Origin of the sequence: Pseudomonas sp. NY11955 (assembly GCF_048068035.1) — a bacterium.
In the GTDB taxonomy this organism is placed as follows: Bacteria; Pseudomonadota; Gammaproteobacteria; order Pseudomonadales; family Pseudomonadaceae; genus Aquipseudomonas.
The window spans coordinates 329,443-349,770 of the sequence record NZ_JBLUPS010000002.1; the positions used below are offsets into that span (position 1 = coordinate 329,443).

24 protein-coding genes are annotated in these 20,328 nt (G+C 62.9%); 12 read left to right on the top strand and 12 right to left on the bottom strand.

The window, feature by feature from the left end; genetic code table 11:
* Positions 1-67: 67 nt before the first annotated feature.
* Both recA and recX read left to right on the top strand, forming a co-directional pair.
* Positions 68-1,135: a recombinase RecA gene (gene recA / locus ACNFBR_RS04570; RefSeq protein ID WP_110746074.1), complete on the top strand. Its 1,068-nt coding sequence runs from the start codon at positions 68-70 to the stop codon at positions 1,133-1,135.
* A 22-nt stretch (positions 1,136-1,157) separates the two neighbouring features.
* Entirely contained in the window at positions 1,158-1,628 is a 471-nt protein-coding gene (recX, locus tag ACNFBR_RS04575; protein WP_416733844.1) for a recombination regulator RecX, read from the top strand.
* Positions 1,629-1,827: 199 nt separating this feature from the next.
* Here recX and ACNFBR_RS04580 read toward each other — a convergent pair whose 3' ends face one another.
* Positions 1,828-2,946, bottom strand: a complete 1,119-nt coding sequence (locus ACNFBR_RS04580) for an LOG family protein (RefSeq protein WP_416733845.1) — start codon at positions 2,944-2,946, stop codon at positions 1,828-1,830.
* Between the two features lie 160 nt (positions 2,947-3,106).
* Between ACNFBR_RS04580 and ACNFBR_RS04585 the strand changes: the two genes are divergently transcribed.
* Positions 3,107-3,316, top strand: coding sequence for a hypothetical protein (locus tag ACNFBR_RS04585; RefSeq protein ID WP_416733846.1), 210 nt, complete (start codon positions 3,107-3,109; stop codon positions 3,314-3,316).
* 14 nt (positions 3,317-3,330) lie between these two features.
* Here the strand turns inward: ACNFBR_RS04585 and ACNFBR_RS04590 are convergent, their stop codons facing one another.
* Positions 3,331-3,750, bottom strand: a complete 420-nt coding sequence (locus ACNFBR_RS04590; protein ID WP_416733847.1) for a quorum-sensing-regulated virulence factor family protein — start codon at positions 3,748-3,750, stop codon at positions 3,331-3,333.
* A 218-nt stretch (positions 3,751-3,968) separates the two neighbouring features.
* Between ACNFBR_RS04590 and ACNFBR_RS04595 the strand changes: the two genes are divergently transcribed.
* The 3 genes from ACNFBR_RS04595 (at position 3,969) to ACNFBR_RS04605 (ending at position 5,948) form a co-directional block, all read left to right on the top strand.
* Positions 3,969-4,679: a tRNA-uridine aminocarboxypropyltransferase gene (locus tag ACNFBR_RS04595; protein ID WP_416733848.1), complete on the top strand. Its 711-nt coding sequence runs from the start codon at positions 3,969-3,971 to the stop codon at positions 4,677-4,679.
* Between the two features lie 179 nt (positions 4,680-4,858).
* Positions 4,859-5,509, top strand: coding sequence for a response regulator transcription factor ErdR (gene erdR, locus ACNFBR_RS04600; protein WP_003252375.1), 651 nt, complete (start codon positions 4,859-4,861; stop codon positions 5,507-5,509).
* A gap of 73 nt (positions 5,510-5,582) precedes the next feature.
* A complete protein-coding gene (locus ACNFBR_RS04605; RefSeq protein ID WP_346643203.1) occupies positions 5,583-5,948 on the top strand; it encodes a diacylglycerol kinase in 366 nt (121 codons plus the stop codon).
* On the opposite strand, the gene finR is transcribed toward ACNFBR_RS04605, so the two are convergent.
* Positions 5,945-6,871, bottom strand: coding sequence for a LysR family transcriptional regulator FinR (gene finR, locus ACNFBR_RS04610; protein ID WP_416733849.1), 927 nt, complete (start codon positions 6,869-6,871; stop codon positions 5,945-5,947). The two genes, ACNFBR_RS04605 and finR, sit on opposite strands and share 4 nt — an antisense overlap.
* 118 nt (positions 6,872-6,989) lie before the next feature.
* Here finR and fpr point away from each other — a divergent pair, with 118 nt between their 5' ends.
* Entirely contained in the window at positions 6,990-7,769 is a 780-nt protein-coding gene (gene fpr, locus ACNFBR_RS04615) for a ferredoxin-NADP reductase (RefSeq protein ID WP_004375483.1), read from the top strand.
* 177 nt (positions 7,770-7,946) lie between these two features.
* Here the strand turns inward: fpr and ACNFBR_RS04620 are convergent, their stop codons facing one another.
* Entirely contained in the window at positions 7,947-8,441 is a 495-nt protein-coding gene (locus tag ACNFBR_RS04620; RefSeq protein ID WP_416733850.1) for a SprT family zinc-dependent metalloprotease, read from the bottom strand.
* Positions 8,442-8,572: 131 nt separating this feature from the next.
* Positions 8,573-9,172: a Yip1 family protein gene (locus ACNFBR_RS04625; RefSeq protein ID WP_134691826.1), complete on the bottom strand. Its 600-nt coding sequence runs from the start codon at positions 9,170-9,172 to the stop codon at positions 8,573-8,575.
* A 262-nt stretch (positions 9,173-9,434) separates the two neighbouring features.
* On the opposite strand from ACNFBR_RS04625, the gene ttcA reads away from it, so the two are divergent.
* Together ttcA and ACNFBR_RS04635 are read left to right on the top strand one after the other, a co-directional pair.
* Positions 9,435-10,259, top strand: coding sequence for a tRNA 2-thiocytidine(32) synthetase TtcA (gene ttcA / locus ACNFBR_RS04630; RefSeq protein ID WP_016715445.1), 825 nt, complete (start codon positions 9,435-9,437; stop codon positions 10,257-10,259).
* A 4-nt stretch (positions 10,260-10,263) separates the two neighbouring features.
* Entirely contained in the window at positions 10,264-10,935 is a 672-nt protein-coding gene (locus ACNFBR_RS04635; RefSeq protein WP_416733851.1) for a DNA-3-methyladenine glycosylase I, read from the top strand.
* A gap of 96 nt (positions 10,936-11,031) precedes the next feature.
* On the opposite strand, the gene ACNFBR_RS04640 is transcribed toward ACNFBR_RS04635, so the two are convergent.
* Genes ACNFBR_RS04640 through arsC form a run of 3 tightly spaced genes read right to left on the bottom strand, consistent with a single transcriptional unit; the run spans position 11,032 to position 12,393 of the window.
* Positions 11,032-11,445: a DUF2069 domain-containing protein gene (locus tag ACNFBR_RS04640; protein WP_416733852.1), complete on the bottom strand. Its 414-nt coding sequence runs from the start codon at positions 11,443-11,445 to the stop codon at positions 11,032-11,034.
* Positions 11,438-12,043 carry an NAD(P)H:quinone oxidoreductase gene (gene wrbA, locus ACNFBR_RS04645; protein WP_016501124.1) on the bottom strand — a complete coding sequence of 202 codons (606 nt, stop codon included), beginning with the start codon at positions 12,041-12,043 and terminating at the stop codon, positions 11,438-11,440. The genes ACNFBR_RS04640 and wrbA overlap by 8 nt, the downstream gene beginning before the upstream one ends.
* Positions 12,040-12,393 carry an arsenate reductase (glutaredoxin) gene (gene arsC / locus ACNFBR_RS04650; RefSeq protein WP_416733853.1) on the bottom strand — a complete coding sequence of 118 codons (354 nt, stop codon included), beginning with the start codon at positions 12,391-12,393 and terminating at the stop codon, positions 12,040-12,042. Before arsC ends, wrbA begins: the two co-directional genes overlap by 4 nt.
* Before the next feature lie 85 nt (positions 12,394-12,478).
* Between arsC and ACNFBR_RS04655 the strand changes: the two genes are divergently transcribed.
* The gene (locus tag ACNFBR_RS04655; RefSeq protein ID WP_016715449.1) at positions 12,479-12,943 is read left to right on the top strand and encodes a TlpA disulfide reductase family protein; all 465 of its coding nucleotides are present in this window, start codon (positions 12,479-12,481) and stop codon (positions 12,941-12,943) included.
* 73 nt (positions 12,944-13,016) lie between these two features.
* Here ACNFBR_RS04655 and ACNFBR_RS04660 read toward each other — a convergent pair whose 3' ends face one another.
* The 4 genes from ACNFBR_RS04660 to ACNFBR_RS04675 all read right to left on the bottom strand — a co-directional run bounded on the left by ACNFBR_RS04660 (position 13,017) and on the right by ACNFBR_RS04675 (position 17,925).
* A complete protein-coding gene (locus ACNFBR_RS04660) occupies positions 13,017-13,421 on the bottom strand; it encodes an META domain-containing protein (RefSeq protein WP_416733854.1) in 405 nt (134 codons plus the stop codon).
* On the bottom strand, positions 13,418-13,855 hold the full coding sequence (locus tag ACNFBR_RS04665) for a hypothetical protein (RefSeq protein ID WP_416733855.1): 438 nt from the start codon (positions 13,853-13,855) through the stop codon (positions 13,418-13,420). The genes ACNFBR_RS04660 and ACNFBR_RS04665 overlap by 4 nt, the downstream gene beginning before the upstream one ends.
* A gap of 31 nt (positions 13,856-13,886) precedes the next feature.
* Positions 13,887-14,876: a 2-hydroxyacid dehydrogenase gene (locus ACNFBR_RS04670; RefSeq protein ID WP_416733856.1), complete on the bottom strand. Its 990-nt coding sequence runs from the start codon at positions 14,874-14,876 to the stop codon at positions 13,887-13,889.
* Between the two features lie 295 nt (positions 14,877-15,171).
* On the bottom strand, positions 15,172-17,925 hold the full coding sequence (locus ACNFBR_RS04675) for a response regulator (protein WP_416733857.1): 2,754 nt from the start codon (positions 17,923-17,925) through the stop codon (positions 15,172-15,174).
* A 193-nt stretch (positions 17,926-18,118) separates the two neighbouring features.
* On the opposite strand from ACNFBR_RS04675, the gene ACNFBR_RS04680 reads away from it, so the two are divergent.
* Positions 18,119-18,838: a response regulator transcription factor gene (locus tag ACNFBR_RS04680; RefSeq protein WP_416733858.1), complete on the top strand. Its 720-nt coding sequence runs from the start codon at positions 18,119-18,121 to the stop codon at positions 18,836-18,838.
* A gap of 3 nt (positions 18,839-18,841) precedes the next feature.
* Positions 18,842-20,236 (top strand): histidine kinase sensor domain-containing protein, encoded by a 1,395-nt coding sequence (locus tag ACNFBR_RS04685; protein WP_416733859.1) that lies wholly within the window; start codon positions 18,842-18,844, stop codon positions 20,234-20,236.
* The last annotated feature ends 92 nt before the right edge of the window (positions 20,237-20,328 follow it).

Below are 20,328 nucleotides of genomic sequence, written 5' to 3' on the forward strand. Positions count from 1 at the left end.
GAATAATACTGGCTACTTATACAGGTATTCCGGCCGTCAGGGCCAAGTCGAACACGTGAGGATTTCAATGGACGACAACAAGAAGCGCGCCTTGGCTGCGGCCCTGGGTCAGATCGAACGCCAATTCGGTAAAGGCGCGGTCATGCGCATGGGTGACCAGGAGCGCCAAGGCATTCCAGCCATCTCCACCGGCTCGCTGGGCCTGGATATCGCCCTGGGCATCGGCGGCCTGCCCAAAGGCCGTATCGTCGAGATCTACGGCCCGGAATCGTCGGGTAAGACCACACTGACCCTGTCGGTCATCGCCGAAGCTCAGAAGAACGGTGCCACCTGCGCCTTCGTCGACGCCGAACACGCCCTGGACCCTGAGTACGCTGGCAAGCTCGGCGTCAACGTCGACGACCTGCTGGTCTCGCAGCCGGACACTGGCGAACAGGCCCTGGAAATCACCGACATGCTGGTGCGTTCCAACGCCGTTGACGTGATCATCGTCGACTCCGTGGCCGCGCTGGTGCCCAAGGCAGAGATCGAAGGCGAGATGGGCGACATGCATGTGGGCCTGCAGGCTCGCTTGATGTCCCAGGCGCTGCGCAAGATCACCGGTAACATCAAGAACGCCAACTGCCTGGTCATCTTCATCAACCAGATCCGTATGAAGATCGGCGTGATGTTCGGTAGCCCGGAAACCACCACCGGTGGTAACGCGCTGAAGTTCTACGCCTCTGTGCGCCTGGACATCCGTCGTACCGGCGCGGTCAAGGAAGGCGACGAGGTGGTTGGTAGCGAAACCCGCGTCAAAATCGTCAAGAACAAGGTATCGCCTCCGTTCCGTCAGGCCGAGTTCCAGATTCTTTACGGCAAGGGTATCTACCGTAACGGCGAGATCATTGACCTGGGTGTATCCCAGGGCCTGGTCGAGAAGTCCGGTGCCTGGTACGCCTACCAGGGCAACAAGATCGGCCAAGGCAAAGCCAACGCTGCCAAGTACCTGGCCGAGAACCCGGCTATTGGTGCCGAGATCGAGAAGCAGATTCGTGACAAGCTGCTGAAAGCGGGTGCTGTTGCTGAAGCCGGTAAAGCTGCTGCTGCAGAAGCCGATGCCGATGACATGGCCGACGCTGACGCTGGTTATTGATTGGCGCGGTAGATAGCTAAACATGTCCGCCGTACTCGACACCCCCGTCGCCATCCGGCGGACAGCCATGGACCTGCTCGCGCGACGTGAGCACGGTCGCGTCGAGCTGACACGCAAGTTGCGTCAGCGCGGCGCTTCGGACGAGTTGATCGAGCCTGAGCTCGATCGGCTCGCCGAAGAAGGGCTGCTGAGTGAAGCCCGCTACCTTGAAAGTTTCATCCGCTACCGATCCGGTTCTGGCTATGGCCCTGCGCGTATTCGTGAGGAGTTGGGCCAGCGTGGGCTGGCGCGTGCTGATATAGACCAGGCATTGCGCGAGAGCGGGGTGGATTGGGGGGAGCGTATGCAAGAGGTGTGGCAACGCAAGTTTGCCGGGCAGCGCCCGCAAGACCCGCGCAGCCGTGCCCAGCAGACCCGGTTTCTGGCCTACCGTGGGTTCCCCATGGACATGATCGGCCGCTTGCTCAGTGGGCGTGATCTCGACGATTACTGACCATCCAAAACAGCAATAGTGCGCGGTCTCTTGCAAGGACATTGTCTTGCTTGATTACCCAGGCCGCCTCGGTTCCCTGTAGGAGCAGCCTTGTGCTGCGAAGAGGCCGGCATGACAAAAGGCTACCTGTGGCAGTAATGGCCTCTTCGCAGCACAAGGCTGCTCCTACAGGTACCGCGCAAGCCGTTACAAATGGGCATCAATTCACCTTCAGCGCCTCCCTGGCCCGCTGCGTGGTATGCATGGGTTGCGGTTTTGCCCAGTTTTCCGACAGGTTGATGAAATCCACCAGCTCACGCAGCCGGCCTTGGTCGCGGCCATTGAAGGCGAATGACAGCCGGGTCAGGTGGTTGAAATTGCCTACTTCATGTTCGGCACTGCTATCAGCTTGCTGGTGATACTTGCCACTCAGGCGCAAGTCGGCAAAGCCTTCCTGAATGTCATACAGGGCTGCCTCGCTAAGCGGGTGGTGCATGCGGATCACGAACTGGCTCTTGAGCCAGCGGCTGGAATGGTAGTTGCTGTAGAACTGGTTGATTTCTTCCACCGCCTCGTCGGCACTGTGCACCAGGCGTACCAGCTTCAGGTCGCTGGGCAGGATGTAGCGGTTTTCTTCCAGCTGGCGGCTGATGAAGTCCAGGCAGTCGCGCCAGAAACTACCGCCTGGCGAGTCCAGCAGTACCACTGGCACCAGCGGGCTTTTGCCCGTCTGGATCAGGGTCAGCACCTCCAGCGCTTCATCAAGGGTGCCGAAGCCTCCTGGGCACAACACCAAGGCGTCGGCCTCCTTGACGAAGAACAGCTTGCGGATGAAGAAGAAATGGAACGGCAGCAGTTTGTCGGTGCCATCCACCGTGGGGTTGGCGTGTTGCTCGAAGGGCAGGGTGATATTGAACCCCAGGCTATGGGCACTGCCTGCACCCTCGTGAGCGGCGGCCATGATGCCGCCGCCGGCGCCGGTAATGACCATCAGGTCGGAGCGCGCCAGGGTGGCACCCAGCTCGCGAGCCAGGGCGTACATTGGGTGTTCCAGCGGGGTGCGTGCCGAGCCGAACACGGTCACCTTGCGCCGGCCCTTGTAGCGCTGCAGGGTGCGGAACGAGTGGTCCAGCTCGCGCAGGGCCTGCAGGGTGATCTTGGCGCTCCAGCGGTCGCTGTCGTCGTGGGCCATGCGCAGGATGGTCAGCATCATGTCGCGGTAAAGCGGCAGGTTGGGGCTGTCGGGGGCGACCAGCTGCAGTTGTGCGTCGATGTGTTGCAGGTCGATGTTGTTATCTCGGAAGTGGCTGAACAGCAGTTCGTTCGATTGGTAAGGCATGCAACGTCTCCTTATGCACCAATACCTCTGACCTCAATCTAGACCCTCGCGACCAATCGTGCCGGGGTGTCTGCAACCGCCGCCCGTCGGCATGCGGCCACCGGCGATACAGGTTTGGTTAACTGGTAAAGCGAAACGTGTCGATGCAGGAGGTGGCGGTATGCATCGCTTGACCATCGAAGTGGACCGGCAGCTCTACCAGCAATTGGAGAACGCGGCACAGGTGCATCACCTGAGTCTGGAAGCGGAGTGCCGCCGCAGATTGTCGGGGCTGGAGTGCCAGTCGCGCTACTTGCAGGCGCTGTTGGCCGAGATGCGCGCCGATGCTGCTGAAGGGCACTGGCGCGCCCATGAGGACGAGAAGGCGTAGCCTGAACGCTGAGCTTACTTCTTCTTGTTGCCGGCCATGCAACTGGCGTTGTCGAAAGCCTGGTCCATGATCGGCTGGTTGGTCTTGTAGACCGTGAAACGGTAGACCATCACTGCGCCCTTGGACATCAGGTTGCGGAAGCCGTTGTTGCGGCACACGCTGTCGCCCAGTTGGCTACGCACCTGCTCAGGGTTGGCCTGCATGCGCTCGGCATGGCTCTGGCGCACGCTCAGGTGGTTGACCAGCGCCTTGCCTTCAACGGTATAACCCTGGTCGAGGATGTCTTCATTGATCGCACGCGGCGTGCCGACGCTGCTCTCTTTGGCAACCTTCTGCAGCATCTTGTTCAGGTCGTAATCCTGCTTGGAAGCCGCCTGTGCTGCCAGAGGCAGGGCGAGCAACAGGCTCAGGGCGGGGGCGATAAGGCGCAGCATGAATCTCTCCTGGTTCGATGACTGGCGCTTTGACATGCGCGGGTCGACGGTGTTCCGTGAAATTGCGCGGTGGTGAGTACCGGGCGCGGTAAAACCTCGATTATAAGGACCACCTTGCCGCCTGCACAGCAATTGCCCCCTGTTCTGGTAGACTGGCGTCCTTGTTTTCTCCGAGTCATCCTTGTGCCCATTTCCAACCTGTCCAGAGGCCTGCCGGCATGAGCCACGCGGTAGCGCGCCTGCGCGCCGAACGCCTGGCCCGCAGCAACAAGCCTTTCATCGCCCGTGGCTCGCGTGCCGAGCGTTGCCCGGATTGCCGGGTCATCGCCACCCATTGCCTGTGTGCCTGGAAGCCCAGGGTGCAGGCTGAGGCCGGTGTGTGCCTCTTGATGCACGACACCGAGCCGCTGAAGCCGACCAACACCGGCTGGCTGATTGCCGACCTGATCGAAGACACCTCGGCCTTCGGCTGGCTGCGCACCGCGGTTGACGAGCGCCTGCTGGCTTTGCTCGACGACCCGCGCTGGCAGCCCTATATCGTTTTCCCGGGCGAGTTCGTTGCCCAGGAGCGGGTGGTCAGCAAGGTGGTGCGCGAGCCGGGCAAGCGCCCGCTGTTCATCCTGTTGGACGCTACCTGGACCGAGGCGCGCAAAATGTTCCGCAAGAGCCCGTACCTGGACCGCTTCCCGGTGTTGAGCCTGCAGGCCGAACAGATGTCGCGCTACCGCCTGCGTCGCTCCAAGCGCGACGATCACTTCTGCACGGCAGAGGTCGCAGCCATGTGCCTGGACCTGGCCGGCGACAGCCAGGCCTCCCAGGCGTTGGATGCCTACCTGGATGTGTTCAGCCTGCATTACCTGAGCGGCAAGCGGCGCCTGCCGCTGGACGAACAGGACGACACCCACCAACGTTTGCATACCTTCCTATAGTCCAAGGGGCACAACCCCTGCTTTGGTTCATAATGACGGAGCTGGCAGCCAGGGTGGGCGAGACGGCAGGGCGATTGGCTTGACCACCCTCGACCGTGCTCGGCATCCTTGGCGCCGATTCCCCGCCGGGCGCTTCCCTTACCCCCGAACGCCTGGCACAGAACAGGATCCTTAGATCGATGGCCACTTACGAAATCCTGATTGCCGATGACCACCCACTGTTCCGTGGCGCCCTGCGCCAGGCCGTTACCCTCGGCCTGGGCCCGGATGTGCGCCTGGTCGAAGTTGCGAGCATTGCCGAGCTGGAAACCCGCCTGAGCGAAAAAGCCGACTGGGACCTGGTGCTGCTGGACTTGAACATGCCGGGTGCCTACGGTTTTTCCGGGCTGGTGCTGCTGCGCGGGCAATACCCGCAGATCCCCGTGGTAATGGTTTCGGCGCAGGAAGAAGCCGCTGTGGTGGTCAAGTCTCGCGAGTTTGGCGCCAGTGGTTTCATTCCCAAGTCCAGCACCCTGGAAGTGATTCAGGATGCGGTGCGCAAGGTGCTCGACGGCGAGGTCTGGTGGCCGCCGCAGGCATTCGAGAAGGTCGATGTCTCGGCCGAGGCCAAGGCTGCCAGCGAAGGCCTGGCCAGCCTGACGCCGCAGCAGTTCCGGGTGCTGACCATGGTCTGCGAAGGCCTGCTGAACAAGCAGATCGCTTATGAGCTGAGCGTGTCGGAAGCGACCATCAAGGCCCACGTGACCGCAATCTTCCGCAAACTGGGCGTGCGTACCCGGACCCAGGCCGCGCTGCTGCTGCAACAACTTGAATCGGTTGCCAGCAACTGACTGCGCGTGGCTTCACGCTTTTTTGACCCATGCCGGTCTAGTCTGCTGGCCTTTCCGTTGTGAAGTGACTCACATGACATCGCCATTCAAGGGCCAGACCGGCCTCAAACGCATCTTCAACGCCGCCGGCTATTCGCTGGACGGCCTGCGCGCCGCCTTCAAGGGCGAGGCCGCCTTCCGCCAGCTGGTGCTGCTCAACGTGCTGCTGATTCCAACCGCCTTCTGGCTACCGGTCAGCCGTGCCGAGCGGGCAATCATGATCGCGGTGTGCCTGCTGGGGCTGATCGTCGAGCTGTTCAACTCGGCAGTGGAGGCGGCCATCGACCGCATTTCGCTGGAGCGCCATCCACTGTCAAAAAACGCCAAGGACATGGGCAGCGCCGCACAGCTGGTGGCGCTGACCATGGTGGCGCTGGTATGGGGCGTGATCCTGCTTTAAGCGATTGGCGGCAACACGATTTCGTCACTGCGGGTAAAGCCCGCGGTGAAGTTGCGGCATAGCTCGAGAAACTCACGCATGGCCGAGGTCTGGTACTTCTGCTTGTGCCAGATGAAGTAGAACTGGCGCATCAGGTCCAGCTCCGGGGTTTCCACCGGTACCAGGCTGCCGCGGCGGAAGGCGTCGCGCAGGGCCAGGCGTGAAATGCAACCGATGCCCAGGCCCGACTCCACCGCGCGCTTGATCGCTTCGGTGTGCTCCAGCTCCAGGCGGATATTGAGGTTGGCGCGGTGATGGCGCATGGCCTGGTCGAAGGTCAGGCGCGTGCCCGAGCCTTGTTCACGCAAGATCCACGCCTCTTGCGAAAGGCTTTCGATATCGGCACGGCCCAACGTGGCCAGGCGATGCTGCGGCGCGCAGAACACCACCAGTTCGTCCTCGACCCAGGGCTGCACCTCCAGGTCGGGGTGGTTGCAGTCGCCTTCGATTAGACCCAGATCAATTTCGTAGTGCGCCACTTGTTGCACGATATGCGCAGTGTTCTGTACATGCAGCTTTACCTGGCTTTCCGGGTGGGTCTGCATGAAGCTGCCGATCAGCAGGGTGGCCAGGTAATTGCCGATGGTCAGCGTGGCGCCGACCGCCAGCGAGCCGAAGCCGGACTTGCCGTTGAGCAGGTCTTCGATTTCCTTGGCCTGGTCGAGCAGGGCCACCGCTTGTGGCAACAGTTGATGGCCCAGCGCATTGAGGGCCAGGCGTTTACCGGCGCGGTCGAACAGTTGGCAGCTCGATTGCCGCTCCAGTTCGGTGATGGAGGTACTGGCGGCCGATTGCGACAACGCCAGCAGGCTGGCGGCCCGAGAGACGCTTTGGTGCTGGGCGACGGCGACGAAGACTTGCAGTTGACGAAGTGTGAATCGCATATCGATATAACCGATAACACATATCTTGATAATCCAGTTAACAGATATTGTCGCTGCCCCTAAACTATCGCGCAACTGCGCGTCTTGCGCGCTGCGTTTTTCTTCAGGAGCCCCATCGATGAGCAACATGAACCACGAACGTGTCCTCAGTGTGCACCACTGGAACGACACCCTGTTCAGCTTCAAGTGCACCCGCGACCCGGGGCTGCGCTTCGAGAACGGTCAGTTCGTGATGATCGGCCTGCAGCAGGAAAGCGGCCGCCCGCTCATGCGTGCCTATTCCATCGCTTCGCCGAACTGGGAAGAGCACCTGGAGTTCTTCAGCATCAAGGTGCCGGACGGCCCGCTGACCTCGCAGCTGCAGCACCTGAAGGAAGGCGATGAGATCATCATCAGCAAGAAGCCAACCGGTACCCTGGTGCTCGACGACCTGAACCCGGGTAAGCACCTGTACCTGCTGAGCACCGGCACTGGCCTGGCGCCGTTCATGAGCGTCATCCAGGACCCGGAAACCTACGAGCGTTTCGAAAAAGTGATTCTGGTGCACGGCGTGCGCTACGTGAACGAAGTGGCCTACCGCGAGTTCATCACCGAGCACCTGCCGCAGAACGAGTTCTTCGGTGAGTCGGTTCGCGACAAGCTGATCTACTACCCGACCGTGACCCGCGAGCCGTTCGAGAACCAGGGCCGCCTGACCGATCTGATGCGCAGCGGCAAGCTGTTCAGCGACATCGGCCTGCCACCGATCAACCCGCAGGACGACCGTGCGATGATCTGCGGCAGCCCAAGCATGCTCGACGAGACCAGCGAAGTGCTGGACAGCTTCGGCCTGAAGATCTCCCCACGGATGCGCGAGCCGGGTGACTACCTGATCGAGCGTGCCTTCGTCGAGAAGTAAGACGCAGGCTGGTATGAAAAAAGGCGACCCCCGGGTCGCCTTTCTTATGCCTGTAGCTCTTGTATGGTCTGTACTGGCCCTTTCGCGGGCTCGCCCGCTCCCACAGGGTTGCCACTGACTTCGGGCTCTGTGGGAGCGGGCAAGCCCGCGAAGAGGCCGGCACAGGTAACACGAAATCTATTCGACGCGGGTCTCGCCGCTGAACACCAGAATCTCCCTACAGCGCTTGCACAGGTACCGCCGCCCCTGGCGCACCAGCTTGTGCCGCTGCGCGGTAAACGGGAAATCGCCCTGCGGGCATGGGCAACGGTAGATGTAGCGAGTCACCACGCGCCGTTGCACTTCATAGTTGTGGCAACGGTTGGGCGGCAGTTCGTACACCCCGCGCATGATCAGCTGCCACTCTTCGCCATGGGCCTGGATGCGGTCGCCGAACAGTTGATGAGCCACCAGGTGCGCCACTTCGTGGGCCACGGTCTGGCGCAGGAAGTCTTCCTGGTTTTCGCGGTAGAGCTGCAGGTTGAAGCGCAGCAGGTTCTCGTGCAGGTGGGCGACACCGGCTTTTTGCCCGCGCAGCTTGAAGCTGACTTCCGGGCGCGGGAAGGGGCGTTTGAAAAAGCTTTCGGCTTGCTGGTAACAGGTTTCGACGCGTTGTTTGAGCAGCTCGGGCATGGCGGGGCGGTTCTCCTGACCGGGCATTATGCCGCAAGCGCGGGCGGCCTGCCGAGCCACCGGTCAGCGCTCAGCCAGAGGCCGCCTTGCGGCGGCCCCTGGTTGATGCCCCAGTGTTGGTTCAGTCTGTTCTAGTTGGTGTAGACGGGCCCCACGCCCAGTCCCCAGATAATCACCGTGGCGGCCATGATCGCCACCAGTACCACAAGGCCTACCGCCAGCACGGAGCTGGAGAACAGGAAGCCTTCGTCGGACGGTATGTTCATGAACGTCGGCAAGCCGACATACAGTAAATACACCGTGTAGCAGATAGCGGCCGTGCCGATCAGCATGCCCAGCCACAGGTGCGGGTACAGCGCCGCCAGGCCGCCGATGAACAGGGGGGTGGCGGTGTAGGTGGCAAAGGCGATGCATTGCGCCATGGATGGGTTGGCATCGTAGGTGCGGGCCATCCAGTGGATGAACGCGCCCATTACCGCCACCCCGGCGAGCATGGCCAGGTACGACATGATGCTCATCCAGATGGCGCTTTCCATGGTTAGCATCACTGCCGGCCGGTCGCCGATCACCCAGCCGACCTGGGTAGTGCCGATGAATGCGGAAACGGCAGGGATCGCCGCCAAGATCAGGGTGTGTGTCAGGTACATGTGGCTGATGGATTCTTCTTCGCCACGAATCTCCCGCCATTCCTGATCGGGATGGGTAAACAGCCCCACAACGTGATGAATCATGCCGATCACTCCTCTCAATGTTGCCAAACGCCCCCCAGATGGAGCGTAAGCGGCCCGAGGCCCGAACACCGATGCAAGCGGTAATGTGGCCTTATGTCGCAGTATAGGAAGCCGTTACCGGCACAAACCGTGCTTTTTAGAGCAAATTGCGCTGTAACGCCGGCTGTTGATTACATTGAAGTCTTTATCGGAATGCCTACAGCGACGCTGCGTTTGTGCGTAAAATAGCCGCCTTTTGTCACACCTCGCGGATTCAAGCGCTATGGGCACCCTCTCGGTCAACCAGAACAAACTGCAAAAACGCCTGCGTCGTCTCGCCGGCGAAGCCATCACCGACTACAACATGATCGAGGATGGCGACAAGGTCATGGTCTGCCTGTCCGGCGGCAAGGACAGCTACACCATGCTCGATGTTCTGTTGCACCTGCAGAAGGTGGCACCGATCAAGTTCGAGATCGTCGCGGTGAACATGGACCAGAAGCAGCCGGGCTTCCCAGAACATGTGCTGCCGGCCTACCTCAAGGAACTGGGCGTCGAGTACCACATCGTCGAGAAAGACACCTACTCGGTGGTCAAGGAACTGGTGCCCGAGGGCAAGACCACCTGCTCGCTGTGCTCGCGCCTGCGCCGTGGCACCCTGTACACCTTCGCCGATGAAATCGGCGCGACCAAGATGGCTCTGGGCCATCACCGCGACGACATCGTCGAAACCTTCTTCCTCAACATGTTCTTCAACGGCGCGCTCAAGGGCATGCCACCGAAGCTGCGCGCCGACGATGGCCGCAACGTGGTGATTCGCCCATTGGCCTACTGCAGCGAAAAGGACATCCAGGCCTACTCGGACATGAAGGAATTCCCGATCATCCCGTGCAACCTGTGCGGCTCGCAGGAAAACCTGCAGCGCCAGGTGGTCAAGGACATGTTGGTGGAGTGGGAGCGCAAGCACCCGGGCCGTACCGAGAGCATCTTCCGTGCCCTGCAGAACGTGGCGCCGTCGCAGCTGGCCGACCGCAACCTGTTCGATTTCACCAGCCTGAAGATCGACGAAAACGCTACCCCGCGTTTCCTCGACGTGGTGAACATCTGAACCCATGCGCGATTACCAGTGGCTGCATGAGTACTGCTTGAACCGCTTTGGCTCGGCCCAGGCCCTGGAGGCCTTTTTGCCGCAGCCGCGCACACCGGCACAACTGCGCGACATCAGTGATGACTGCTACCTGTCGACCCTGGCCCTGCGCGTGTTTCGCGCCGGGCTCAAGCACAGCCTGGTGGATGCCAAATGGCCGGCGTTCGAGCAGGTGTTCTTCGGCTTCGACCCGGAAAAGGTGGTGCTGATGGGCGCCGAGCATTTGGAGCGGCTGATGCACGACGAGCGCATCATCCGCCACCTGGGCAAGCTCAAGAGCGTGCCGCGCAATGCGCAGATGATCCTCGACGTGGCCAAGGAGAAGGGTAGTTTTGCAGCATTCATCGCCGACTGGCCGGTGACCGACATCGTTGGCTTGTGGAAGTACCTGGCCAAGCATGGCAACCAGCTGGGCGGGTTGTCGGCGCCACGCTTCCTGCGCATGGTCGGCAAGGACACCTTCATCCCTACCGATGACATGGCGGCGGCGTTGATCGCGCAGAAGGTGATCGACAAGCAACCGACCAGCCAGCGTGACCTGGCCTTGGTGCAGCAGGCGTTCAACCAGTGGCATGCAGAGAGCGGACGGCCACTGTGCCAGTTGTCGGTGATGCTGGCGCATACCGTCAACCATTGAAATTTGTGCTGGCTTCTTCGCGGGCATGCAAGCTCCCACAGTGACAGCACAGGCCTCAAGATCCCTTCTGTGGGAGCGGGCAAGCCCGCGAAGCGTCTAACTGCCTTCGCCCGCCATGCGCCGCTCATGCTGGAACTTCCAGCGTACATACAGCAGCCCGGCAATGAACAACCCCAGGCTCACCAGTACTTCAACCCAGCCGAACGCCGCCCGTGCCGGGTCGAACGCCGCCAGCACGCCCTTGATGAAATAGATGTTCACCACGAAGCAGGTCCAGGCATGTGCCCGGGCGCTGCCTGTCAGCATGCCCGGCAACAGCAGCAGCAGCGGCACCAGCTCGATCGCCAGAATCACCCCGACCCGTGCCCCGTGCAAGTTGGCGAACCACAGGTTGTTCACCACCAGCAAGGCGATAAGGCCGAAGAAGAACGCCAGGCTCAACGCCCGCGTCAGACGCAGGCGAGGTGCCAGCCACTCCAGCGGCGGCAATACCTTGGGCTTTTTAGCCACGCGCGGCCTCCAGGGCCTTGGCCGTGGTCGCCAGGCGTTGGCCCAGGGCGCGGCACAGGGCAATCTCGTGTTGGTCGAGTTCGCGTTTGCCATCGGCACCGGCGTGGTGGCTGGCGCCGTAAGGGGTGCCGCCGCCACGGGTTTCCAGCAATGCCGACTCGCTGTAGGGCAGGCCCATCACCAGCATGCCGTGGTGCATCAACGGCAGCATCATCGACAGCAGGGTGGTTTCCTGGCCGCCGTGCAGGCTGGCGGTGGAGGTGAACACACCCGCCGGCTTGCCGACCAGTTCACCCCCCAGCCACAGGCTGCTGGTGCCATCCAGGAAGTACTTGAGGGGCGCCGCCATGTTGCCGAAGCGGGTCGGGCTGCCCAGGACCAGGCCGGCGCAATGGCGCAGGTCGTCGAGGGTGGCGTACAGCGCACCACTGGCCGGGATATCCGGGGCCACTGCTTCGCACTCGGTGGAAATTGCCGGCACCGTGCGCAAGCGTGCCTCCATGCCGGCCAGCTCGATACCGCGAGCGATGTGCCGGGCCATTTCGCTGGTCGAGCCATGGCGGCTGTAGTACAGCACCAGGATGTAGGGCGCACTCACGGCAGGATCTCCAGCACTTTTTCTGGCGGGCGACCGACCACGGCCTTGTCGCCGGCAATCAGGATCGGCCGCTCGATCAGTTTAGGGTGTTGGGCCATGGCTTCGATCAGTTGCGCGTCGGTCAGTGACGGGTCGGCCAGGTTCAGCGCTTTGTATTCGTCCTCGCCGGTACGCAGCAATTGGCGCGGGGCGATACCCAGTTTGCCGAGCAAGGCCTTGAGAGTGGCCGCGTCGGGCGGGGTTTCCAGGTAGCGCACGATGGTCGGCGCCAGGCCGCGGGCTTCGAGGAGTTCCAGCGCGCCGCGGGATTTCGAGCAGCGCGGGTTATGATAGAGCGTGAGGTCAGTCATGTCGGGTCGCATCCAGCTGGTTGTGGCGGCTATTCTAACCGCAGCGACTGACCAATTTGCTTGAAAACTCGAGAAGGATTGACCCATGGCAAGGCGTCTGGCAGCAGTACTGGCCATCACCGCGAGCCTGTTGCTCGGTGGTTGCGGTGCCGATTATGGCGTGGACCAACACGGTAATACGGTTAAGGCGGAACAGATCGACGGGCACTGGCTGGTGCTCAACTACTGGGCTGAATGGTGCGGGCCGTGCCGTACCGAAATCCCGGAACTGAACGCAGCGGCCAAGCAGTGGGCGGCTGACGGTATCAAGGTGGTGGGGGTGAACTTCGATGGCCTGCAGGGCCAGGACCTGAAGCAAGCTGCCGAAACCCTGGGCATCGGTTTCACCGTGCTGGCCCAGGACCCGGCCGAGCGTTATGACCTGCCGCGCAGCGAGGCGCTACCGGTGACCTACATCATCGATGACAAGGGCAAGGTGCGTGAGCAGTTGCTGGGCGAGCAGACCCTGGAGGGGCTACAGGCCAAGATCAAGGCCTTGAAAGGCGCCTGATGCGTTGGGGCCGCTATGCGACCTGTGGGAGCGGGCGTGCCCGCGAAGGGCCGCTATGCGGCCCCAATGATGATCAGCCTTCCTCAGGCCAGAACCGCAGCGGCTTGCCCTCGGCCGGCCAGAAGCGCATCTGCTCCACCGGCGACACGTCCCAACGCTGCACGGTCTCCAGCGCCTGCAAGAAGCGTTTCTCCTGCTCCATCAGCGCCGGCGCACACAGCTTGCGGGTCTTGCCGACCTTGCCGAAGCTCAGGTGTTCACCGTCCAGGGTGTACGGCGCAAACCAGTGGTTGCAGCCGCCATTGCCATAGGCACGGCCGTCGCTGGCCAGGGTCAGGGTCAGGTGGCTGTAGTCCATCAGTGGTCGTTCGCCAATCCACTCCAGCACATAGCTGCGTTCCTGCTGCAGCTTGGACGGTTCTGCGGCGCAGCCGAGCAGGCCGGTGGCAATCAGCGCGCCGGTCAGCAGATTCTTCACTCGGCGCTCTCCTGGCAACGTGGGCACAGGTGTTTTTCGCCACGGCTGGCCCAACCCAGCTCGGCAATGCGTGCGCTAGCGGCGGGCTGGCGGGCTTTCTTGCCCAGCTTGGCATCCACGGCAAATTCGAATTCCAGCACGGCGTCGCAGCTGTCGCACTCCACCTGCCAGGTGAGGATTTCCAGCTCGTTGAACACCGGGCCGCTGGCCACGGCAACCCACTGGCCGCGTGGGTTGATCAGGTGGCGCACGCTCTCCACGGTCAGGCGCATGGACAAGTCCTTGCTGCCCTTGAGGGTGACCAGCAGGGTGTCGCCTTTGTGCATCGAGCCGCCGTTGCCTGTGACCTGGTAGCGGCCCGGCAGCAAAGCGCGGCATTCGATCAGGGTGTGTTGCGGGTTGAAAAGGGTGTAGCGGAAATCGTGCTCGACCATGGGTCCTCCAGAAATGCCGCGTATCCTAGCACTAACCCATCACCAGATTCTGTGGTTTGCCTGCCGCCCAGCGGTTGATGTTGTCCAGCGTGGTCTGGGCAATGGCAGCTAGCGCCTCGCGCGTGAGGAAGGCTTGGTGGGCGGTGATGATCACGTTGGGGAAGGTCAGCAGGCGGGCCAGCACATCGTCTTGCAGCGGCAGGTCGGAACGGTCTTCGAAGAACAGCTGGGCTTCTTCTTCATAGACGTCCAGGCCCAGGTAGCCAAGCTGGCCGCTTTTCAGCGCGTCGATCAGCGCTGGGGTATCGACCAGCGCGCCACGGCCGGTGTTGATCAGCATGGCCCCGGGCTGCAACTGGGCCAGGCTCTGCGCGTTGATCAGGTGGCGGGTGTGCTCGGTCAGCGGGCAATGCAGGCTGATGATACGGGCTTCGCGCAGCAACTCCGGCAGCGCCAGGTAGCGCGCGCCAAGGGCCAGCAGCTCTGGGTTGGGGTAGGGGTCGTAGGCCAGCAGTTGGCAGCCGAAACCGGCCATGATGCGGGCGAAGGCAGCGCCGATCTGGCCGGTGCCGACCACGCCGACGGTTTTGCCGTGAAGGTCGAAGCCGGTCAGCCCGTGCAGGGTGAAGTCACCTTCGCGGGTACGGTTGTAGGCCCGGTGCAGGCGCCGGTTGAGGGCCAGGATCAGCGCCACGGCGTGCTCGGCCACGGCGTGTGGCGAGTAGGCCGGCACGCGCACCACGGCCATGCCCATGCGCTGGGCGGCGGCCAGGTCGATGTGGTTGTAGCCAGCCGAGCGCAAGGCGATCAGCCGCGTGCCACCAGCGGCCAGGCGCTGCAGCACGAGGGCGTCGAGTTCGTCATTGATGAAGGCGCAGACCACCTCGAAGCCATCGGCCAGTGCGGCGGTGTCGAGGGTCAGGCGGGCGGGTTGGAAATGCAGCTCCAGTGGGGTGCCGTTGGCGGCCTCGGTGAAGCTTTCCTGGTCGTAGTGCTGGCTGCTGAACAACAGGGCGCGCATGGTGGGGCTTCCTTTGTGGTGCATGTCTTGGGGTGGTCGCTGCCTGTGAGATCGAGCGCCGCCCGCGCGGCGCATCGCGAGCGAAGCTCGCTCCTACATTTGTTTCGGGCCAGTATCGCCCGTGACAGGCGCGCGCGACCGCCTTGTTTGCTCGACGCGATATCGAGCCATGCGCCAAGGCGTTCGCGCGCAAATCCCACAGGCGTAATTGGCCCGAAACAGATGTAGGAGCGAGCTTCGCTCGCGATGCGCCGCGCGGGCGGCGCTCGATCTCACAGGCGCCGTATTCATCAAGTCAGGCACTCAGCCGCGCCTGCGCAGCCAGGCGGTTGATCGCGCTGTCCAGTTCATCCAAGGCCTGCTGCGCCAGCGGATTGTCCTGCTTCAACAAGGTTTCGCTGCGCTGGCACGCTGCCCGCAACTGCGGCACACCGCAATAGCGCGAAGCGCCGTTCAGGCGGTGTACCTGCTCGATCAGCCCATCGCGGTCATCGGCCTCGCGGGCAGCGCGTATGGCTTCGCGGTCGTTATCCAGCGAGGCCAGCAGCATGCTCAGCATGTCGGCCGCCAGGTCTGCCTTGCCAGCGGCCAGGCGCAGGCCTTCTTCCAGGTCGAGCACTTTCAGTTCATCGCTGTTGGCCAGTAGCTCGGCGTGCGCCAGCCGCGGTGCACCCAAGCTCAGGCCAGTCCACTTCATCACCACCTGGGCCAGTTGCCGTTCGCTGATCGGCTTGGTCAGGTAGTCATCCATGCCACCGTGCAACAACGCGCGTTTTTCATTGGCCATGGCGTGGGCGGTGAGGGCAACGATCGGCAGCGGGTTGGCGCTTTGGGTGTTTTCCCACAGGCGGATCTGTTCGGTGCAGGCGCGGCCATCCATGCCAGGCATCTGCACGTCCATCAGCACCAGGTCGAACGGCTCGTCCTGCACGGCCTGTACCGCCGCATAACCATTGTCCACGGCCAGCACCTCGGCACCCAAGTCCTCGAGCAGGGTCTGTACCAGCAGCAGGTTGGCGGCATTGTCGTCGACGCAGAGTATTTTCGGCTGGCGCTGGCCGTTGATGTTGTTCACCTCGGCCTGCGGGCGACGCGGTTGTACCAGCTCCAGCAACAGGCGCCGCAGCTTGCGGGTACAGGTGGGTTTTGACAGCAACTGGCCATGGCCGTTGGGCAGGTAGGGGTGGTACAGCGCCTGCTCGGTGGTTGGGCACAGCACCACGCATTGGCAATGGTAGCGTTCGAGCTGCTGGTGGTAATTGCCCAGTTGCTCGGGTGACAGGTTGCCCAGGTTGGCCCCGAGCACGGCGAACTCGAACGGCAGGCCGGCTTGGCTGGCGGCCTGCACCCCTTGCAGCAACTGGTCGTAGGAGGCGAACAAACTCACGCTGAGGCCGCAGTCTTGCAGTTGGTGCTCCAGCGCCTGACGCGCCAGTTCGTGGCCATCGACTATGGCTGCGCGGCGGCCCAGCAATGGCTGCAGCGGCAGCTCCTCGACATCGTCGTGGGCCTTGGGCAAATTGAGACTGATCCAGAACTGCGAACCTTCGCCCGGGGTGCTGTCGACACCGATTTCGCCGCCCATCTGCTCGATCAGGCGCTTGGAAATCACCAGCCCCAGGCCGGTGCCTCCCGGCTGGCGGGCCAGTGAGTTGTCGGCCTGGCTGAAGGCCTGGAACAGCGTGCGCACATCCTGCGGCGACAGGCCGATGCCGGTGTCTTGCACGCTGATGCGCAGCTGCGCGTGGTCTTCGTGCTCGTCTTCGAGCATGGCGCGCACGACGATAGTCCCTTCACGGGTGAACTTGATGGCGTTGCTGACCAGGTTGGTGAGGATCTGCTTGAGCCGCAACGGGTCGCCGATCAGCGAAGAGGGCGTGTCGCGGTAGATCAGGCTGAGCAATTCCAGCTGTTTGGCGTGTGCGGCCGGGGCGAGGATGGTCAGGGTGTCCTGGATCAGGTCACGCAGGTTGAAGGGGATGCTGTCGAGTACCAGCTTGCCGGCCTCGATCTTGGAGAAGTCGAGGATCTCGTTGATGATCCCCAGCAGGTTGTCGGCGGACTTCTCGATGGTGCTCAGGTAGTCCAACTGACGCGGTGTCATCTCGCTTTTTTGCAGCAAGTGGGTGAAGCCGAGGATGCCGTTGAGCGGGGTGCGGATTTCGTGGCTCATGTTGGCCAGGAACTCCGACTTGATGCGGCTGGCTTCAAGGGCCTCCTTGCGCGCCATGTCCAGCTCGATGTTCTGGATTTCGATGGTTTCCAGGTTCTGGCGCACGTCCTCGGTGGCTTGGTCGATGCTGTGCTGCAGCTCTTCGTGGGCGTTCTGCAGGGTTTCGGCCATGCGGTTGATGCCGCGCGCCAGCTCGTCCAGCTCGTGGCTGCCCATGGTCGGCAGGCGTTCTTCGAGGTGGCCGTCCTTAAGCTGGTTGACCGCGTGCTTGATGCGTTCGATGGGGTCGTTGATGGTGCGGCTCATGCGCAGCGCCAGCAGGCCGCTGAGTGCCAGGCAGGCGAGGATCAGCAACAGGCTGGTGAACAGGTTGCGGTAGCCGCGCAGCAGCGTGCCGTCGTGGGACAGCTCGATCTCCACCCAGCCCAGCAAGCGCTCGGCTTCGGCCGGCACGGCGTCGGTGGCCAGGTCGCGGTGGTGGCCGAACACCGGCATCAGGTAGCGGGTGGCGTCATTGCCGCTGCGCTGCAGCAGTTGCGTGCCGGTACCGCCGCTGGGGGGCAGGTTGAGCATGCTCGGGCCTGCGTGGGCCAGGCGTGTGCGGTCCGGGGCCAGGAACGCGACGGCGCGCACATCGGTCTGCTCCAGGGTTTGCGCGGCAATGCGCTCCAATTGCGCAGGTGCCAGGCGGGCCATGGCCGGCGCGGCCAAGGGCGCCAGTTGCTCGGCGATCATCTTGCCGCGTTGCAGCAACTGGGTGCGCAGGTCGCTCTGTTGCAACCAGGTAAAGTAACTGCCCAGCACCAGGGCCATCAGGCCAGCCGGCAGCAGGGCCAGTAGCAGGACCCGGCTGCGAATTCCCAAGCGATCGAGCACACGTGCCTCCTGTCAGGTGCCTGGACGCCGTCAAGCGATGACGGCCAAACGGGGAAGTTACTCCGCCTGCAACGCTATTGCACCTCCTTAGTATCTGTTTTGCGCCATTGCCGGGGCATTGGTCGCAGGGCGGTTGCCTGGCAGGCGGTGGATGCTCAATAATTGCGCAATTGAGAATGCATGGCAGTTGCCAATGAATCCTGTATCTATTCACAACTCCAATATCCTCGCCATCGAGGACGATCCGGTCCTTGGTGCTTATCTGCACGAAGAGCTGCAACGCGGCGGCTTCCAGGTAACCTGGTGCCGCAATGGTCTGGAGGGCCTGGAAACGGCGGGGCGTCAGGCCTTCGATGTGGTGCTCATGGACATCCTGCTGCCGGGGCTTAACGGCTTGGACGCGCTGGCGCAGTTGCGCAAGCGCAGCGCCACGCCGGTGATCCTGATGTCCGCGCTGGGGGCCGAGGCCGACCGTATCAGCGGCTTTCAGCGTGGAGCGGACGATTACCTGCCCAAACCGTTCAGCATGGCCGAGTTGCAGGTGCGCATCGAGGCGATCCTGCGCCGCGTGGCCCTTGAACGGCGCTATCTAGCCCCACTGGAGCAGGCCGGCTGCGGTGAGCTGGAGTTCGATGAGGGGCTATGCGATGTGCGCCTGGATGGCCGCCTGGCAGGCATGACCCCTAGCGAGTTTCGGTTGTTGGACATCCTCAACCGCAACCTGGAGGAGGTCTTGAGCAAACCGTTTCTATACCAGCAGGTGTTGCAGCGCGGTTACTCGCGGCATGACCGCAGCTTGGACATGCACGTCAGCCAGATCCGTCGCAAGCTCAAGGGTATCGATTATCACGAACGACAGATCCGCACCGTGTGGGGCAAGGGTTACGTGCTCAGCGCCAGCGAGGCGGAGTGAGGCATGCTCGATCGCCATTCGTTGTTCTGGAAACTGGCCATTCTGCTGGTGGGCTTCTGCCTGCTGATGATCGGCCTCAGTTATACCTGGGGCCGGCACATGGAAACCCAGAACGCCTTCCTCTCGGAGCCGGCGCGGCAGACCTTGCGGGGCTATGCCGCCGAGGCTGAGCAGGCCTGGCGCAGCGGCGGGCGGGCAGGGCTGGACCAGTGGGTGGCGGCGATGCATCAGCGCGAGCGGGGCTGGGTGGGTGTGCTCGACATCAACCTGCGACCGCTCGACAGCGCCACCCTCGACCCGCAGATCATGCAGCGGCTGACCCGCCTGCGCGGTGTCGACTGGCCAATGAGCCGGCGCAGCGTCGACCAGCCTTGGCTGCGCATACCTTTCCCGGGGGCGCCGGCGCTGGGCATGCTGGTGATCGAGCTGCCGCAGCGGTTCAATCCGGACCAGCACCGCTTGCTGTGGCGCATCGTCACCAACGGCATCATTCCTGGCCTGTTCACCTTGCTGCTGTGCGTGGGCCTGTACCGCATGTTGATCGTGCCGCTGAACCAGCTGCGCGAGCAGGCCAATGCCTGGCGCGCCGATCAGCTGTCGGCACGCCTGGACTCGCGCACCATCGCCCGGCATGACGAACTGGGCGAACTGGCCCGGGCCTTCGACCAGATGGCCGAGCGGCTGCAGGGGACGGTGGCCATGCAGCAGCAGTTGCTGCGCGACCTGTCCCACGAAATGCGCACGCCGTTGAGCCGGCTGCGGGTGGCCTGCGACGGTGAAACCGATCTGCAGCGCCTGCGCGATCGCCTGACCCGTGAAGTGGACTGCATGCAGCAGTTGGTCGAAGACACCCTGCAGCTGGCCTGGCAGGACGCCGAACGTGCGCCGATGAACCTGGAGCCGATCGAAGTCCACGCGCTCTGGGAGCTGCTGGCCGAGAATGCCTGCTACGAAAGCGGCTGGTCGCCCACCCGGTTGCGCTGCGAAGTGCCGGCCGGCTGCTGGGTGCAGGGCAATCTCAATCACTTGGCCCAGGCGCTGGAGAACATGTTGCGCAATGCCATCCGGCATTCGCCGGCCGAGGGCGTGGTGCGGTTGGGTGGGCAGCGTGAGGGTAGCTACTGGTGGTTGTGGCTGGAAGATGAAGGCGGCGGGGTGGCCGAAGAAGACCTGGAGCGGATTTTTGCGCCGTTCTCGCGGCTGGACGGTTCGCGGCCAGGGGATGGCGGTTTCGGCCTGGGGCTGAGCATCGCCCGCAGTGCCATCCAGCGCCAGGGTGGAACTTTGTGGGCACAGAATGGCAAGCATGGGCTGCGGCTGTGGATGCGCTTGCCATTGCATGTGCCGGCCCCTTCGCGGGCGCGCCCGCGAAAAGGCCGGCCCAGATCAGTGATATAGCTTGTAGCTATATGCATCACAGATTGCGTGATATGGCCGCGAGGGGTTTGCCGGTATGATAGGCGCCCCTGCCGTCCGGATTGTGAAATACG